13 protein-coding genes and 1 pseudogene are annotated in these 16,712 nt (G+C 39.6%); 13 read left to right on the forward strand and 1 reads right to left on the reverse strand.

Annotation, left to right across the window (positions count from 1 at the left end):
* Nucleotides 1-2 precede the first annotated feature (2 nt).
* The 8 genes from opp4B (at nucleotide 3) to DDE80_RS00535 (ending at nucleotide 9,825) form a co-directional block, all read left to right on the forward strand.
* A complete protein-coding gene (opp4B, locus tag DDE80_RS00500) occupies nucleotides 3-965 on the forward strand; it encodes an oligopeptide ABC transporter permease (RefSeq protein ID WP_108305732.1) in 963 nt (320 codons plus the stop codon).
* 21 nt (nucleotides 966-986) lie between these two features.
* Entirely contained in the window at nucleotides 987-1,892 is a 906-nt protein-coding gene (locus DDE80_RS00505; protein WP_108305733.1) for an ABC transporter permease, read from the forward strand.
* A 16-nt stretch (nucleotides 1,893-1,908) separates the two neighbouring features.
* On the forward strand, nucleotides 1,909-3,711 hold the full coding sequence (locus tag DDE80_RS00510; protein ID WP_108305734.1) for an oligopeptide ABC transporter substrate-binding protein: 1,803 nt from the start codon (nucleotides 1,909-1,911) through the stop codon (nucleotides 3,709-3,711).
* A gap of 502 nt (nucleotides 3,712-4,213) precedes the next feature.
* The gene (locus DDE80_RS00515; RefSeq protein WP_108305735.1) at nucleotides 4,214-5,866 is read left to right on the forward strand and encodes a peptide ABC transporter substrate-binding protein; all 1,653 of its coding nucleotides are present in this window, start codon (nucleotides 4,214-4,216) and stop codon (nucleotides 5,864-5,866) included.
* Nucleotides 5,867-5,982: 116 nt separating this feature from the next.
* Nucleotides 5,983-6,912, forward strand: a complete 930-nt coding sequence (locus DDE80_RS00520) for an ABC transporter permease (protein WP_108305736.1) — start codon at nucleotides 5,983-5,985, stop codon at nucleotides 6,910-6,912.
* On the forward strand, nucleotides 6,912-7,832 hold the full coding sequence (locus DDE80_RS00525) for an ABC transporter permease (RefSeq protein ID WP_108305737.1): 921 nt from the start codon (nucleotides 6,912-6,914) through the stop codon (nucleotides 7,830-7,832). Before DDE80_RS00520 ends, DDE80_RS00525 begins: the two co-directional genes overlap by 1 nt.
* A gap of 15 nt (nucleotides 7,833-7,847) precedes the next feature.
* Nucleotides 7,848-8,909 (forward strand): ABC transporter ATP-binding protein, encoded by a 1,062-nt coding sequence (locus DDE80_RS00530; protein ID WP_108305738.1) that lies wholly within the window; start codon nucleotides 7,848-7,850, stop codon nucleotides 8,907-8,909.
* Complete coding sequence (locus DDE80_RS00535) at nucleotides 8,902-9,825, forward strand: ABC transporter ATP-binding protein (protein ID WP_108305739.1); 924 nt, start codon at nucleotides 8,902-8,904, stop codon at nucleotides 9,823-9,825. Before DDE80_RS00530 ends, DDE80_RS00535 begins: the two co-directional genes overlap by 8 nt.
* A gap of 27 nt (nucleotides 9,826-9,852) precedes the next feature.
* Here DDE80_RS00535 and DDE80_RS00540 read toward each other — a convergent pair whose 3' ends face one another.
* Nucleotides 9,853-11,502 carry an Rqc2 family fibronectin-binding protein gene (locus DDE80_RS00540; protein WP_108305740.1) on the reverse strand — a complete coding sequence of 550 codons (1,650 nt, stop codon included), beginning with the start codon at nucleotides 11,500-11,502 and terminating at the stop codon, nucleotides 9,853-9,855.
* A 134-nt stretch (nucleotides 11,503-11,636) separates the two neighbouring features.
* Between DDE80_RS00540 and DDE80_RS00545 the strand changes: the two genes are divergently transcribed.
* The 5 genes and pseudogenes from DDE80_RS00545 (at nucleotide 11,637) to priA (ending at nucleotide 16,702) form a co-directional block, all read left to right on the forward strand.
* The gene (locus tag DDE80_RS00545) at nucleotides 11,637-12,518 is read left to right on the forward strand and encodes a YicC/YloC family endoribonuclease (protein WP_345788840.1); all 882 of its coding nucleotides are present in this window, start codon (nucleotides 11,637-11,639) and stop codon (nucleotides 12,516-12,518) included.
* A 30-nt stretch (nucleotides 12,519-12,548) separates the two neighbouring features.
* Complete coding sequence (gene gmk / locus DDE80_RS00550; RefSeq protein ID WP_108305742.1) at nucleotides 12,549-13,166, forward strand: guanylate kinase; 618 nt, start codon at nucleotides 12,549-12,551, stop codon at nucleotides 13,164-13,166.
* Nucleotides 13,167-13,168: 2 nt separating this feature from the next.
* Nucleotides 13,169-13,396, forward strand: coding sequence for a DNA-directed RNA polymerase subunit omega (gene rpoZ, locus DDE80_RS00555; RefSeq protein ID WP_108305743.1), 228 nt, complete (start codon nucleotides 13,169-13,171; stop codon nucleotides 13,394-13,396).
* 64 nt (nucleotides 13,397-13,460) lie between these two features.
* Nucleotides 13,461-14,000: pseudogene (gene coaBC / locus DDE80_RS00560) on the forward strand (bifunctional phosphopantothenoylcysteine decarboxylase/phosphopantothenate--cysteine ligase CoaBC); the annotation flags it as partial.
* Between the two features lie 323 nt (nucleotides 14,001-14,323).
* Nucleotides 14,324-16,702, forward strand: coding sequence for a primosomal protein N' (priA, locus tag DDE80_RS00565; RefSeq protein ID WP_108305744.1), 2,379 nt, complete (start codon nucleotides 14,324-14,326; stop codon nucleotides 16,700-16,702).
* Nucleotides 16,703-16,712: the final 10 nt, after the last annotated feature.

Below are 16,712 nucleotides of genomic sequence, written 5' to 3' on the forward strand. Positions count from 1 at the left end.
TTATGTGGAAAACAGTCGTTCGACGTATTTTAGTTATGATCCCACAGCTTTTTGTGCTTAGTTTAATTATTTTCTTTCTCGCGCAAAAGATGCCTGGTGATCCATTCTCAGGTTTAATTACGCCAGAAACGGATCCTTCACGTATTGAAGAACTGCGTGAACAAGCGGGGTTAAATGATCCACTACCTATGCAGTATGTCAACTGGATTAAAGACGTAGCACAAGGTGACTTTGGTAAAAGTTATACGTATAAGCGCAGCGTATCTTCATTGATAGGTGAAAGAGCGTATAACACATTTTTACTATCGCTATTTAGCGTGATTTTAGTGTATGCACTTGCTATCCCTTTAGGTGTTATTGCAGGTCGCTATAAGGATACGTTCGTCGATAAGACAGTAGTGTTATATAGCTTTATTAGTTACGCTATACCTACATTCGTGTTGTCGCTCATCTTCTTATATGTATTTGGTTATCAGTTGAGCTGGTTCCCTACGAGTGGTACGGTTGATGTAGGCATTGAAGAAGGAACGCTTAGTTATTATTGGAACCGCATACATCATATGTTATTACCAGCGATTACGTACGCTGTTTTAGGCACTACAGGTATCATTCAATATTTACGTAGTGAAGTAATTGATGCACAAACGCAAGATTACGTAAAAACAGCACGTAGTAAAGGTGTGCCAATGCGTAAAGTATATACGCGTCATATCTTCCGAAATTCTTTATTACCCATTGCAGCATTTTTAGGGTTTACGATTACAGGACTACTAGGTGGCTCAATTTTTATTGAAACAATCTTTGGTTACCCTGGTATGGGACAATTATTTGTTAACTCTGTACTCACTCGAGATTATAGTGTTATTACTACATTAGTTATGTTATTTGGTTTTTTAACATTACTGGGTAGTTTATTGTCTGACATTATTATGAGTATCGTAGATCCACGTATTCGCATTGATTAATAGAGAGGGAGTGAAGACGCTATGGAACAAGAAAAGCAACAAGAAGTAGTGGTAGAAAGTGTGCCACCAACAGGAATGAAAGTCGTTTTACGAGAATTTAAAAAAGATAAGATTGCAATGTTTTCATTCATCTTTATTACCGCTTTAATTATCGGTGTATACATTGCAAGTTATTTCTTTATTGATATTGATGAAGTGATGAAAGTTAAGCTACTGCAACGCTATACAGAGCCGGGGGTAAACGGTTACGTTTTAGGTGCTGATGAAGCAGGGCGAGACATTTTAATGCAACTCATTATTGGCGCTAAAAATTCCATTTATATTGCGATTTCTGTAACGCTTATTACGTCAATTGCCGGTATTATAATCGGCTTAGCAGCAGCGTATTATGGTGGCGTTATTGATAATATAATTATGCGTATTATTGATTTCTTTATGACGCTACCAACATTATTAATTATTATCGTTATGATTACAATTATTCCTGAATATACACCGTTTCACCTTATTTTAGTCATTAGTTTATTCGGGTGGGTTGGTACAGCAAGGCTCGTGAGAAGTAAAGTATTATCAGAAGCAAGACGAGATTATGTAAGTGCTTCGAAAACAATGGGAACGAGCGACTTAGCTATTATGTTTAAAGGTATACTACCTAATTTAAGCTCTATTTTAATCGTAGAGTTAACATTAAGTTTCGCTGGTAACGTAGGTATCGAAACAGGTTTATCTTTCTTAGGTTTTGGTTTACCACCTTCAGTACCTAGCTTAGGAACATTGGTAAGTTATGCTACTAACCCTGTAGTACTTGCAGGCAAGTGGTGGGTATGGTTACCCGCATCATTATTCATTCTTGTAATGATGCTTGGTATAAATTATGTTGGTCAAGCGCTTCGACGTGCGGCCGACGCAAGACAAAGATTAGGATAATAAGGGAGGAAGTAACATGAAGAAGAGAAGTCTATCATTACTCGCATTGCTTTTTGCTGCGCTATTAGCATTAGCAGCATGTAGCGGTGGCGGCACTGACACCAAAGACACAGACAAAAAAGATGATGACACATCAAGCAAGGACAAAGAGGAAACAGCAACGCTTCCACTTAAAATTGAAAATGAAGGTGAAGCAATTAAAGGCGGTACATTACAATATGGTATGGTATCAGATTCACCATTCCAAGGTGTATTCTCTTGGGAGTTATATGACGACGCTTATGACTCAACAATTATGGGCTTTGCAACAAACTCATTATTTGATACAGGTGAAGATTTCTTAATTACAGATGAAGGTATTGGTAAATTAGAAGTAGATGCAGATGCTAACAAAGCGACAATTACAATTCGTGAAGGTGTAAAATGGTCTGATGGTGAACCGCTTAAAATCGAAGACTTAATTTATGCTTATCAAATTATTGCAGATAAAGATTACCCGGGTGTACGCTATGATGGCGACTTCCGTAACATCGTTGGTGTTGAAGAATACCATGATGGTAAAGCAGATACAATTGCTGGTCTTAAAAAGGTAGACGATACAACATTAGAAATCTCATTTAAAAAATTATCGCCAGCTATTTTCAGTGGCGGTGATGGTTTATGGGGCTATGCTGCACCTAAGCACCAATTAGAAAGCATTCCAGTAGCAGATTTATTAGCATCGGATGCAGTACGTAAAAACCCAGTTACACTAGGTGCATTTAAATTTGAAAAAATCGTACCAGGTGAATCTGTACAATTTGCGAAAAACGAACATTACTGGCGTGGAGAGCCTAAGCTAGATAAGATTGTGTTACAAACTGTACCATCATCTTCAGCAGCTACGGCAATTAAATCAGGTAAATTTGATATTGTCGATTCATTCCCAGCAACACAGTATGACAATGTTAAAGATTTAGAAAACATTGATGTATTAGGTCGTCCAGAATTAGCATACTCTTACCTATCATTTAAATTAGGTAAATATGATAAAGAAAACAAAGTAAACGTTACAGATGAAAATGCAAAAATGAATGACAAAGCGTTACGTCAAGCAATGGGTTACGCAATTGATGTTGAGTCAGTAACAAAAGAATTCTACCAAGGTCTACGTACTCGTGGTAACTCACTAATTCCACCAGTATTTGCTTCATTCTATGATGATTCATTAGAAGGGATTACATTCGATCCAGAAAAAGCTAAAACTTTATTAGAAGAAGCTGGCTACAAAGATGTAGATGGCGATGGTATTCGTGAAGATAAAGAGGGCAAACCATTTGTAGTAAACTTAGCAGCAATGTCAGGTTCTGATACAGATGAAGCAATCGTTGAATACTACCGTCAAAACTGGAAAGAAGTAGGTATTGACGTACAATTAACGACAGGTCGTTTAATTGAATTCCAAAGCTTCTACGAGAAAGTAAAAGCTGATGATCCAGAAATCGATATGTTTATGGCTGCATGGGGTACAGGTACTAACCCATCACCAGCAGGTTTATATGGTAAAGAAGCAGAGTTTAACTTCGCTCGTATCGTTTCAGACGAATTAACAAACTTATTAACGGATATTGATTCTAAAGAATCAATGGATGCAACTCACCGTGCAAAAGCATTCCGTGCTTGGCAAGAATATATGGCTGAGCAAGCTACAACAATTCCAACGTACTTCCGTACAGAAATTGTTCCTGTAAATAAACGTGTGAAAAACTACAATATTGATTATATTGATGGTACACAATTACACGAAATCGAATTAGTAGCAGATGCACCAGTAAAATAAAGTGAAAAAGACACTGTCTCTTATTAGGGGAGGCGGTGTTTTTTTATCGCATCGAAGAAGATGTACTTCACTTTAGTAGAATAGTAAAATTTTAAAAATAACTGGATAAAAATAGTTATTTTTTACGATGGATAATAAATTTATAATAAACATAAACATCATATAAAGGGTTTATTTTCCTTTTTTTGTCAGATTATAAGTTAGGTATAAAGAATTATTTTACAAGAAAAACTCATTAATACAGAAAAATCAGAAAATAATGAAGATAAAAGTGTAATTTCATTTATGTCTATTAAGTTATGATAATGATAATGCGTATATCAAAAAAATACTAAAATTTCACTTTGGTCAATTAATGTAGTAAAATATAATTTATAATTTATTTTTTTAAGAATAGTTTAATAAATAGAAAATTAAATTTTTTTATTTTTCAATGGCGCAATTTTTGGTATATTTGATAAGAGCTTAGATTACGGCTTATAAAACATTAGGGGGATTTCACATGAACAAAAACAAAAAGTTTTTCCTTCTGGCACTACTAGCAGCGTTCTCGTTAGTATTAGCAGCATGTGGTTTTGGTGGCGATAAAGGCACAGATACAAAACCAACGACTGACGGCGATAACAAAGAAAGTTCTGGCAAAAAAGAACTTAATGTAGTAGTAGCTTCTGAACCACCATCATTACATCCACAACTTGCTACTGATACAACATCAGGTGCAGTACTAAACGAAGTGTTTGAAGGTTTAACACGTTTAGACAAAGACACAGTGCCTCAAAAAGCTATGGCTGAGGACTGGGAAGTAAGCGAAGATGGTTTAACATACACGTTTACATTACGTGATGCTAAATGGAGCAATGGTGATCCAGTAGTAGCTGGCGACTTCGCATACTCATGGGAGTGGGCATTAAATCCAGATAATATGTCTGAATATGCGGCATTACTTTACCCGATTAAAGGCGCTGAAGCGTATAACAATGGTAAAGGTTCTGCAGATGATTTAGGTATTGAAGTAAAAGACGATAAAACGTTAGTTGTAACTTTAGAAAATCCAACAGCGTATTTCTTAGAGCTTACGGCGTTTAAAACATATGCACCACTTAACCAAAAAGTAGTAGAAGCAAATGAAGACTGGTATGCAAACGCTGGTGAGCAATTCGTAACAAACGGTCCATTTAAATTAGCGGACTGGAAGCATAATGCATCAATCACATTAGAGAAAAACGAAGACTACTGGGATGCTGACAATGTAAAACTTGAAAAAGTAAACATCGGCATGGTAGAAGGCGAATCAACAGCAGTAACAATGTTTAAAAAAGGTGAAATTGACTTCTTAGGTTCACCATTCCAAACAGTAGCACTTGATTCAATTGATGCCTTCCGTTCTGAAGGTAAATTAAACATCGCTGATAAAGCGGGCGTTTATTGGTACAAACTTAATACTAAAGACAAAGTAATGGCTAACGAAAATATTCGTCGTGCTTTAACTTTAGCAATGGACCGTCAAGGTTTAATTGATAACGTATTAAAAGGTGAACAAACACCGGCTTTAGGCATGGTACCAACAGTAATTAAAGGTTTTGAAGAAGACCGTGGTTACTTCAAAGACAATGATATTGAAGAAGCGAAAAAAGCGCTTGAAGCAGGTCTAAAAGAATTAGGTCTTGCTAAAGCATCTGACTTAACAATTGCAATTTCTTATAACACAAGTGAGGCTCACGCATCAGTAGCACAATACATCCAAGAGAGCTGGAGCAAAAACTTAGGTATTAACACAACGTTAGACAACTCTGAATGGCAAGTTTATTTAGAGAAAGTAAACATGGGTGACTACCAAGTAGGTCGTATGGGTTGGATTGCTGACTACAACGATGCTTACACATTCTTAGAAATGTATGCAACTGCAGAAAACGGCAACAATGATACAGGCTGGGAAAACCCTAAATACAAAGAATTGATTGAAGCTTCTAACAAAGAGGTTGATGCTGAAAAACGTATCCAAATCTTAAAAGATGCTGAAGCAATTGCAATGAAAGAACTTCCTGTAGCACCGATTTATTACTACACAGATCCATCTGTAGTAAGCGAGCGAGTTACAGGTATGGAAGCGGATATCTTAGGTAACTTCCAACTTAAAAATGTTGACGTGAAATAATTTCACAACAGCGAAGGGCTGCCTCATAGCTGATACTTCGGTTTTGAGGTAGCTCTTTTTTCTATTAATGCGAAAGCATATATTTGTCAGAGGGCAAATAGAAGGAGGAGTCCAAAGTGATTAACTATATTTTGAAAAGGCTGATGTATATACTTCTCGCGCTTTTCGTCATCGTAACGGTCACGTTTTTCTTAATGCGTTTAGCACCAGGTAGTCCATTTGCAAATGAGCGTAATTTCCCTCCTCAAATCGAGGAAAAGTTAAACGAAACGTATGGCTTAAATAACCCTTGGTATATTCAGTACAAAGATTATTTAATCGATACGGCCACATTTAATTTCGGTGAATCCATGAAGTATAAAGCGCGTTCGACAAACGATATGATTGCGGAAAGCTTCCCAGTTTCTTTAACATTAGGTATTGAAGCAATGTTACTGGCAATAGGGTTTGGGGTATTAATAGGCGTCATATCTGCGCTTTACCACAATAAGTTCCCAGATTATTTGGCTACGTCCATAGCAGTGCTAGGCATATCTGTACCGTCCTTTATTTTAGCAGGGCTTATGCAGTATTTCTTAGCGTATAAGTTAGATATTTTTCCGACAGCGGGTTGGAATGGTTTTATTTATAGTATTTTACCTGCTCTTGCAATCGCTTTCTCGCATGCGGGCTTCATTGCCAAACTTACGCGTTCAAGCATGCTTGAGCAAAATAGTAGTGATTATGTAAAAATGGCACGCGCAAAAGGTTTAGGTAAATGGACGGTCGTATTCCGTCATACGCTGCGTAACGCATTATTGCCTGTAGTGACGTACTTAGGGCCGTTAACTGCCGGTGTAGTAACAGGTAGCTTTATTGTTGAACAAATTTTCGCTGTACCTGGATTAGGTAAACACTTCGTACAAAGTATTACGAACCGTGACTATACGGTAATTATGGGAACGACAGTGTTCTATTCAATCATACTTTTATTTGCGGTGTTCATTGTAGATATTTTATACAGCATCATCGATCCGCGAATTAAGTTGAAAGGAGCGAAAAAGTAATGACGCAACAACCGATTGATAAAGATTTATTTAGAGTAGTCGGGGTTAATGAAGATGACTCTGATAAATTAGCCAAAAAATCTGTATCCTTTTGGAAAGAAGTATTTATTCGCTTCTCTCATAATAAAATGGCGATTGCAGGCTTAGTGATTTTAGCGATTATTATTCTTATGGCGATTACCGTACCGATGTTTTCGCAATATAAATATAGTGACCAACTTGGCGTGTATAACTCACCACCAAGTGCGCAGTTTTGGTTTGGTACAGACGATTTAGGTCGTGATATTTTCGTCCGTATTTGGGCTGGTGCGCGTATTTCATTATTCATTGGTATTACAGCGGCACTAATTGATTTAATTATCGGTGTACTTTGGGGCAGTGTGTCAGGTTTAGCGGGCGGACGTGTTGATAATATTATGATGCGTATCGCAGACGTGTTAACAGCTGTACCTTACCTGTTAGTTGTAATCGTATTATTAGTTGTTATGCAACCAGGTATTGTGCCGATGATTATTGCACTGTCAATTACAGGTTGGATTAACATGGCTCGTATCGTACGTGGTGAAGTATTATCCATTAAAAATCAAGAGTATGTACTTGCTGCACGCACATTAGGTGCAAGCACGGGGCATTTAATTATGAAGCATTTAATCCCTAACGCATTAGGTGCTATTTTAGTAACAATGACATTAACAATTCCTTCGGCGATTTTTACCGAGTCATTTTTAAGTTATTTAGGTTTAGGTGTACCAGCACCTCGTGCCTCATGGGGAACGATGGCGTCAGATGGTAACAAGGCAATTGCTGATTATCCATGGCGTTTAATTTTCCCAGCGGTATTTATTTCGTTAACAATTTTTGCGTTTAATGCTATTGGTGATGGCTTACGCGATGCATTAGATCCAAAACTACGTAAGTAAGGAGGTGGCTGAATCATGGAAACACGAAAAAAAGTAGTAGAAGTAAAAGATTTACGTATTAATTTTAAAACTTACGCAGGCTTAGTACAGGCGGTTCGCGGTGTGAACTTTGAGTTATATGAGGGCGAAACATTAGCGATTGTTGGTGAATCGGGTTCAGGTAAAAGTGTTACGAGTAATGCTTTAATGAAATTGATTCCGCAGCCACCAGGTATTTATGCTTCAGGCGAGATTTTATTTGATGGTAAAGATTTAGTGAAATTAACAGAGAAGCAAATGACAAAAATTCGCGGTAATGATATTGCAATGATATTCCAAGATCCAATGACAAGTCTTAATCCTACAATGAAAGTAGGACGTCAAATTACAGAGGTCATTTTACAACACCGTTCAATGCCAAAGGCGGAAGCTAAGCAAAAAGCAATTCAATTAATTGATCAAGTAGGTATTCCTTTCCCTGAGAAGCGCTACAATCAATACCCACATGAGTTTTCAGGTGGTATGCGTCAGCGTATTGTAATTGCGATTGCTTTAGCCGCTGATCCAAAGTTATTAATTGCGGATGAGCCAACGACAGCGCTAGATGTAACTATCCAAGCGCAGATTTTAGAGTTAATGAAAGAAATTCAGAAAACGTCTAAAACATCTATTATTTTTATTACCCATGACTTAGGTGTAGTAGCGAATGTTGCTGACCGCGTTGCAGTAATGTATGCTGGGCAAATTGTAGAGTACGGCACAGTAAATGATATTTTTTATAATCCAAAGCATCCATACACATGGGGCTTACTTGGCTCAATGCCCGATTTAGATAATGATGCAGAAGAATTACTGCATACAATCCCAGGTTCACCGCCAGATTTAACGCACCCACCAAAGGGTGATGCTTTTGCAGCGCGTAATGAATTTGCGATGGCAATTGATTATGAGCAAGAGCCGCCAATGTTCCAAGTGAGTGACACGCACTTTGCTAAAACATGGTTATTACATCCGGACGCACCAGATGTTGCAATACCAGAGATCGTAGCAAAACGTATTCGTACCTTTGCAGAGAAGGAGGCGCAATACAATGACTAAAGAAAAGATTTTAGAAATTAAAAATTTAAAGCAGCACTTCGGTTCGCCAAGTAGCCCAATTAAAGCAGTTGATGGTATTAGCTTTGATGTATATAAAGGGGAAACGCTAGGGCTTGTAGGTGAGTCAGGTTGTGGTAAGTCAACAACAGGACGCTCGATTATTCGTTTATATGATATTACAGATGGTGAAATTATTTTTAAAGGTCAAAATGTGCATGGTAAAAAGTCGAAGGAAGAAGTAAAGGCCTTTAACCGTGAGATGCAGATGATTTTCCAAGACCCTTATGCAAGTTTAAATCCGCGTATGACAGCGGGCGAAATTATTGCAGAAGGTTTTACGATTCATGGCTTATACAAAAATAAAAAAGAACGTCAAATGAAAATTTATGAACTGCTTGAGGCTGTAGGGTTAAATCGTGAGCACGCCAATCGCTATGCGCATGAATTTTCTGGAGGACAGCGCCAGCGTATTGGTATTGCGCGTGCGCTTAGCTTAGATCCAAGCTTTATTATCGCGGATGAGCCAATTTCAGCATTAGACGTTTCGATCCAAGCGCAAGTCGTTAACTTATTGAAACAACTACAAAAGGAACGTGGCTTAACGTATTTATTTATCGCGCATGACCTATCAATGGTTAAGTATATTAGTGATCGTATCGCGGTAATGTATCGCGGTAAAATTTTAGAGATTGGTCGTGCGGATGATATTTATCATCATCCTGTACATCCTTATACAAAATCATTATTGTCTGCGATTCCGCTTCCTGATCCACTTTCGGAGAAGCGACGTACACGTATTCCGTATGAACATACAGAAGTGCCAGATAGCGCGACATACTATGAAGTAGACGAAGAACATTTCGTTTATGGCACAGAGAGTTTAGTAACAGAGTGGGCAAAAGCGCGCACAAAATAAAATGAGGAGGCGCATTAGGCGCACTCCTCATTTTTTTAATTGCATAACTAATGCTTCGTCTGGGGTTACGTACACTGTTTTTTGTTCGAAATAAATCACAAAACCTGGCTTTGCACCACTTGGTTTTTTTACATGTTTGATTTGCGTGTAATCTACAGGGATTGAGGAAGACTCGCGTGCTTTACTGAAATAACCTGCAAGTGTTGCAGCTTCCATAATCGTTTGCTCATCAGGCTCGTCGCTATGGATGACCACATGTGAGCCAGGGATGTCTTTCGTGTGCAGCCATGTGTCAGTGCGTTTAGCGATTTTAAAAGTGAGTGCGTCGTTTTGTTTATTATTTTTACCAACAGAAATGGCAATGCCACTTGAAGACACAAATTTCTCGGGTTTTGCTTGCGTTGGTTTCTTTTTCTTTTTGAGAATGCGACGTTTTAAAAAGCCTTGCTCCGCTAGTTCCTCACGAATTTCCTCAATATCAGTTGGCGAAGCTTGCTGTACTTGTTGCATAAGCATCTCGAAATAGCTAATGTCTTCAGTTGTTTTATCTAGTTGCTCTTGTACCATCACTAATGCATTTTTAGCTTTATTATATTTTGTGAAGTAACTTTGTGCGTTATCAACAGGTGATTTACGTGGATCAACTGTGATGGTCACAGGTTCGTCCGTATAATAGTTAGTTACAGTTACTTCATTAACACCACGTTCAAATGTATAAATATTAGCCATTAACAGCTCCCCGTATAATTGAAAAGTGTCAAGGCGTGAAGCGCGCTCAAAATCTTTTGTGAGCTTTTTCATTTTTAGTTGGAGCTTACTAATTTCATTTTGTAGCCAGCGCTCTAAATCGCCAGCTTGTTGTTTAACGCGGTCGCGCTCTGCACGTGCAAAAAATACACGATCAAGTAGTGCACTGTTGCTTGAGAAGCTAGTTGTCTGGGTTAAATGCGTCAGACGATTTGGCGAAAATAGCACTTTATTGCCTACTTCCGCATAGGTTGGTTGCTCGCCGCCTTTATTAAACGCTTGAACAAAAGCAGTGAAGTTTTCAGTGCCTCGTGCGAGTAGTTCTTCTGCATGTAGTGGGCTAAAGCCAGCGAAGTGTCCGACGATGTCTTTAGCTGTGCGCGGCTCAGTAAAAAAGTTATCATCGCCTAAAAATGGATCGACCTTATCTTGTGCAGGCGGGGCAATAAATGGTTGTCCTGGCATGATAGTACGGTGACGGTTCATTAAAGGTGATAGGTGTTTAAGCGCCTCAATAATTTGTTTTTTTTGAGGGTCAACTAATAAAATGTTGCTGTGACGGCCCATAATTTCAGCATGCAACTCGCGTACCGTAGCGTCACCAATTTCATTAGTGCTATGAATTTCCATAATCATAATACGATCACTGCCGACTTGCTTAATGGCATTAATAAAGCCACCTTCAATGTGTTTGCGTAAAAACATACAAAACATTGGTGGTTCTGCTGGGTTATCAATCGTATGCGCTGTTAATTGTATGCGTGCATAGGAAGAGTGCACAGATAATAATAGTTTGTGGTTCGCTCCCTTAGCGCGTATGTGCAGTACAATTTCTTGCGCATTTGGCTGATGTACTTTCGTAATGCGCCCTGTGACAAGCTGTTGTAACTCGGTTGTCATCGCGCGTGTAAATAATCCGTCAAAGGCCATAGTTATTCACTCTCTCATTCATTATTGTGTCGTCTTGTACTATCTTAACACGGGTATTCCCTTTTTCGTAACGGAGCTACTGCGAAAAAACATGCGCCTATGGTATAATGTACGACAGTATATGCATGAAGGATGTGACGAGCTTGGTACGAAGCATGACGGGTTTTGGCAGAGGTGTCACAACTACGAAAGCATTTCAACTAACGATAGAGATGCGCTCCGTTAATCACCGTTTTTTAGAAGTACATAGTCGTTTCCCTAAAGAATGGATGGAAGCAGAAGTGCTGACCAAAAAAATGATTGCGGCAAAATTAGCACGTGGTAAAGTAGATGTCACAGTAAATGTGAAGGAATTAACCGAAGCCACACAGACAATTGCTGTTAATACAGCGCTAATTGAGGCGTATGCTCAAGCACGCACGGAGGTAGCGGCACTTGCCCCGCTAGCTGCAGAGTGGCAAATGAGTGAGTTATTTGCTTTAGAAGGTGCACTCATTCAGCAAAAAGAAGTGCCGGCACAAGAAATTAATGATGCAGTCATGACTGCACTCTCAGCAGCGCTTGATGCATTGGTGGGGATGCGGCAAACAGAAGGTGCAATGTTACAACAAGTGCTATTAGAGCAACAACAAGCTTTGCAACAAGAGATTGCTACGATTGAAAGCTTAGCACCGCAAGCTGTAGAGAAATATCGTACGCGTTTAGTAGAGCGCTTAGCACAAGTTACTACACAAGTAGATGTGGATGATCGCATTATGGCAGAGGTTGCTATCTATGCAGAGCGTGTTGACATTGCGGAAGAGCTAGATCGCCTGCAAAGCCACTTTGCACAGTTTACTAAAGCGTTAAAGAGCAATGATGCGATTGGGCGCAAATTAGATTTTATTATGCAGGAGATGCATCGTGAAATTAATACAATCGGTTCTAAAAATCAATCAACTGTCGTATCAGTAGCTGTAGTGCAGGCAAAAACAATTTTAGAAAAGATGCGTGAACAAGTACAAAATATAGAGTAAAATGATTGTCATATATAAAGGAGAATGAAAATGAGCAAAGAACGTGGCTTATTGATTGTATTATCAGGGCCTTCTGGTGTTGGTAAAGGTACGGTGCGTAAAGAACTGTTTTCGCAACCAAATACGAATTATGAATATTCGATCTCAGCTACTACACGCTTACCACGTGAAGGAGAGGAAGATGGGGTAGATTATTTCTTTAAAACGCGTGAAGCCTTCGAAGCGCTCATTGAAGAAGGTGGTTTGCTTGAACATGCAGAGTTTGTCGGTAATTATTACGGCACACCACTTGCTTATGTAAACGAAACATTAGATGCGGGGCGTGACGTATTTTTAGAAATCGAAGTACAGGGCGCTGCACAAATTCGTAAAAAAGCACCCGATGCTTTATTTATTTTTTTAGCGCCGCCGAGTATTACCGCTTTGCAAGACCGCTTAGAAGGCCGTGGTACAGAGCCAGCAGACGTTATTGCACGCCGCGTGGCTAAAGCGAAAGAAGAAGTAGAAATGATGAGTTTATATGATTACGTAGTAGAAAATGATGAAGTTCATAACGCATGTGATCGTATTAATGCTATTATAAAGGCAGAGCATTGCCGCCGCGAACGCGTTGAAAAACGCTATATCGCTATGTTGAAAGGGGAATAATTATGTTATATCCATCAGTTGATAAATTAAAAACGAAAATCGATTCAAAATACTCACTTGTAAGTCTTGCCTCAAAGCGTGCACGTCAGATGCAAGAGTATGAGGGGACAGAGCAACTAGAAGTTTACCGCTCTCATAAATATGTTGGTAAAGCTTTAGAGGAAGTAATTGAAGGTGCTTTAACACAGAAAGCACAAGATGCATCAACCATTTACGAAGACGAAATTTAATCATGTACGATACAGCTCCCGGAGATTTACTCTTTGGGAGCTTATTGTTTAAGGAGGCGTAATAATGGAACAAAAAAATATTTTACTTTGTGTCACCGGAGGTATTGCTGTATATAAAGCAGTGGCTTTAACGAGTAAATTAACGCAAGCAGGATTTAACGTTAAGGTGATGATGACAGACGCTGCGCGTGAATTTGTTCAGCCGTTAAGCTTTCAAGTGATGTCAAAAAACGATGTATTTTATGATACGTTTGATGAAAAAGATAGCCGCGTCATTGCCCATATTGACTTAGCAGACTGGGCCGACCTCATCATCGTAGCCCCCGCTACAGCGAATACGCTTGCTAAACTTGCTCACGGTTTTGCAGATAATATGGTGACGACAACGTTACTAGCTACTCAGGCGCCTGTATGGTTAGCCCCTGCGATGAATGTGCATATGTACCAACACCCTGCTGTACTGCGTAACATTGAACAGTTACATCGCGACGGATACCGTTTTATCGAGCCTTCAGAAGGGTATTTAGCATGTGGTTATGTAGGCAAAGGCCGCTTAGAGGAGCCTGAGAAAATCACAGCACTTGTGACAGCGCATTTTGCTAACCAAGAGCAAGCTAAAGTGCTTTTAGTATCAGGACAAGCCTCGTTGCTTGCTCAAACGATTGCTTCGTACTTTGCACAGGCTAAGCAACCGTTAACTGTAGTAAACAATGAACCATTAGCCGTTGCTCATCCGCTTGTCGAAGAAGTTACGACCAGTGTAGAAGAAATGACACCCTATGTTTTAGCTTGGCAAAATGAACATCCTACAGGCATTGTTATTAGCGCAGATGTAACAGAAGATATTATGTTACCATTTGCCATTATTGTGAAAAATTTAGACGGGGCCAAACGTATTTTAGCACGCATACAAGAAGGCGGTCAGTAATGTTTGCCAAAGTGATTGTCGATGTTCCTACGTATCATGTTGACCGTGCGTTTGACTATGTCGTTCCGGCGCACTTACAAACGTTAATTGAAGTCGGGAGCCGCGTCAAAGTACCATTTGGTAGAAGACCCGTGCTAGGTTTTGTGATAGCACTAACGACAGACAGTGATGTGCCGGCAAATAAATTAAAGTCAATTGCAACGTTAATGGACCTTGAGCCTGTATTAACACCAGAACTATTAGCACTCGCACAATGGCTAAAACAGCAAACGATTTGTTTTCAAATTGATGCCCTGCAGGCGATGTTACCTTCAGCATTGCGTGCTAAATATGAAAAAGCAGTTGATGTATTAGTCGCACCTGCTAGTTTGCCGAGTGACTTACAACCTTTTGTCCGTAATAATGACAAAATGCATTACCAAGAGCTTGAAAAAGCGAATATGCTACCTCTTGTAAAAAAAGAAGTGCAACGAGGGCATTTACGTATAACGACTAAAGTGAAACAGCGTGGTAATGTGAAGCGCATACGTTATGTAAAAATTGGAACAGCCGCAGAAATTGAGCGAGCGCTAACGAAAGTAAGTACGCGCGCGAAAAAACAACAAGCGTTATTAGCGTGGTGTAAAGCGCATAGCGATGAGTTAGTATTACCGCGAGATATTGATGCTTCTGCAGCCGTATTAAATCAAATTATTGCGCATGGCGCCGCGACGTATGTAGAAAAAGAAGTGTACCGAGATCCTTTCACCCAACCGATTAAAAAAACGGCACCGTTAACGTTAACTACCGCACAACAACGAGCAAAAGATGCGTTGCAATTAGATGAAGCAGGTACGTATTTATTACATGGTGTGACAGGTAGCGGCAAGACAGAAGTCTATTTGCAAGCCATTCAACAAGTAATAGATGCAGGTAAGCAAGCCATTATGCTAGTGCCAGAAATTGCGCTCACACCTCAAATGACCGAACGATTTCGCGGTCGTTTCGGGGAACGTGTAGCAGTTATGCATAGCGGTTTATCGAGCGGAGAAAAGTTTGATGAGTGGCGCAAAATTACACAGCAAGAAGTGCAAGTAGTCGTAGGTGCGCGGTCAGCTATTTTTGCGCCATTTACGAATGTAGGTATTATCATTTTAGATGAAGAACATGAAGCTACGTATAAACAAGAAGATGCCCCGCGCTATCATGCGAGAGATGTAGCGATATGGCGCAGTGAATTTCATCAATGTCCTGTTATTTTAGGGAGCGCGACACCATCTTTAGAATCATATGCGCGTGCAAAAAAGGGCGTCTACACCCTTCTTACACTAGAAGAGCGAGCGATGAATCAGCCTTTGCCTAGTGTGGAAGTCGTTGATATGAGGGATGAGTTACGCAGTGGCAACCGTTCGATGTTTTCAGTAAGTCTACTCGAAGAAATGCAAGCGGCATTAGCGAGACAAGAACAAATTGTACTTTTTTTAAATCGCCGTGGTTATTCATCCTTTGTAATGTGTAGAGATTGTGGTACGGTAGTGCAATGTCAAAACTGCGATATCTCCTTAACCTATCATCGCAATCAAGAAAAATTACGGTGCCATTACTGTGGCTATGAAGCATCCGTACCTAAAACATGCTCAACATGTGCAAGTGATAGAATTCGCTATTTTGGTACAGGAACACAAAAAGTAGAAGAAGCAATTTACCAACACTTCCCTTCTGCTCGTGTATTGCGAATGGATGTTGATACGACACGCAAAAAAGGCGCACACGAACAAATACTAGGTGCATTCGGTCGTAAAGAAGCCGATATTTTACTCGGTACGCAAATGATTGCGAAAGGCCTAGACTTTCCTAATATTACTGTAGTAGGGGTGCTAAGTGCCGACACCTCCTTACATTTACCCGATTTTCGTGCTTCAGAAAAAACATTTCAGCTACTCACTCAAGTGAGTGGCCGCGCAGGACGGCACGAGAAGTTAGGGCGTGTTGTTGTGCAAACCTATACGCCAACGCACTATGCTATAACGCTTGCTCAACAGCAAGCATATGTGCCGTTTTATGAGCAGGAAATGCGCTATCGTCAACGTGCAGGCTACCCTCCTTATTTCTTTATTGCGCTCATTCAAGTAACACATACTGATGTACTGCAAGCAGGGCATTATGCACAGCTAGCAGCAAGCTGGCTACGACAACAATTGCCAAGCGTTCATATTATAGGGCCTACCGCTTCTGCGATTAGTCGATTGCAAAATAGATATCGCTATCAATGTTTGATAAAATATAAAATTGAACCAAATCTTATTCCGACATTACATCGTTTACTTGCGATGTACCGAGCGGATTGGCAAAAACAAGGTGTACAATTGACAGTAGATTTAGACCCGTCAATGATATAGAAAAGAGGTT

Source organism: Metalysinibacillus jejuensis, from assembly GCF_003057615.1.
GTDB lineage: Bacteria > Bacillota > Bacilli > Bacillales_A > Planococcaceae > Metalysinibacillus > Metalysinibacillus jejuensis.

What these genes read in the sequence shown, in the direction of transcription:
- opp4B (WP_108305732.1), top strand. Translation starts at nt 3, where the DNA reads ATGTGGAAAACAGTCGTTCGACGTATTTTAGTTATGATCCCACAGCTT.
- DDE80_RS00505 (WP_108305733.1), top strand. Translation starts at nt 987, where the DNA reads ATGGAACAAGAAAAGCAACAAGAAGTAGTGGTAGAAAGTGTGCCACCA.
- DDE80_RS00510 (WP_108305734.1), top strand. Translation starts at nt 1,909, where the DNA reads ATGAAGAAGAGAAGTCTATCATTACTCGCATTGCTTTTTGCTGCGCTA.
- DDE80_RS00515 (WP_108305735.1), top strand. Translation starts at nt 4,214, where the DNA reads ATGAACAAAAACAAAAAGTTTTTCCTTCTGGCACTACTAGCAGCGTTC.
- DDE80_RS00525 (WP_108305737.1), top strand. Translation starts at nt 6,912, where the DNA reads ATGACGCAACAACCGATTGATAAAGATTTATTTAGAGTAGTCGGGGTT.
- DDE80_RS00530 (WP_108305738.1), top strand. Translation starts at nt 7,848, where the DNA reads ATGGAAACACGAAAAAAAGTAGTAGAAGTAAAAGATTTACGTATTAAT.
- DDE80_RS00535 (WP_108305739.1), top strand. Translation starts at nt 8,902, where the DNA reads ATGACTAAAGAAAAGATTTTAGAAATTAAAAATTTAAAGCAGCACTTC.
- DDE80_RS00540 (WP_108305740.1), bottom strand. Translation starts at nt 11,502, where the DNA reads ATGGCCTTTGACGGATTATTTACACGCGCGATGACAACCGAGTTACAA.
- gmk (WP_108305742.1), top strand. Translation starts at nt 12,549, where the DNA reads ATGAGCAAAGAACGTGGCTTATTGATTGTATTATCAGGGCCTTCTGGT.
- rpoZ (WP_108305743.1), top strand. Translation starts at nt 13,169, where the DNA reads ATGTTATATCCATCAGTTGATAAATTAAAAACGAAAATCGATTCAAAA.
- priA (WP_108305744.1), top strand. Translation starts at nt 14,324, where the DNA reads ATGTTTGCCAAAGTGATTGTCGATGTTCCTACGTATCATGTTGACCGT.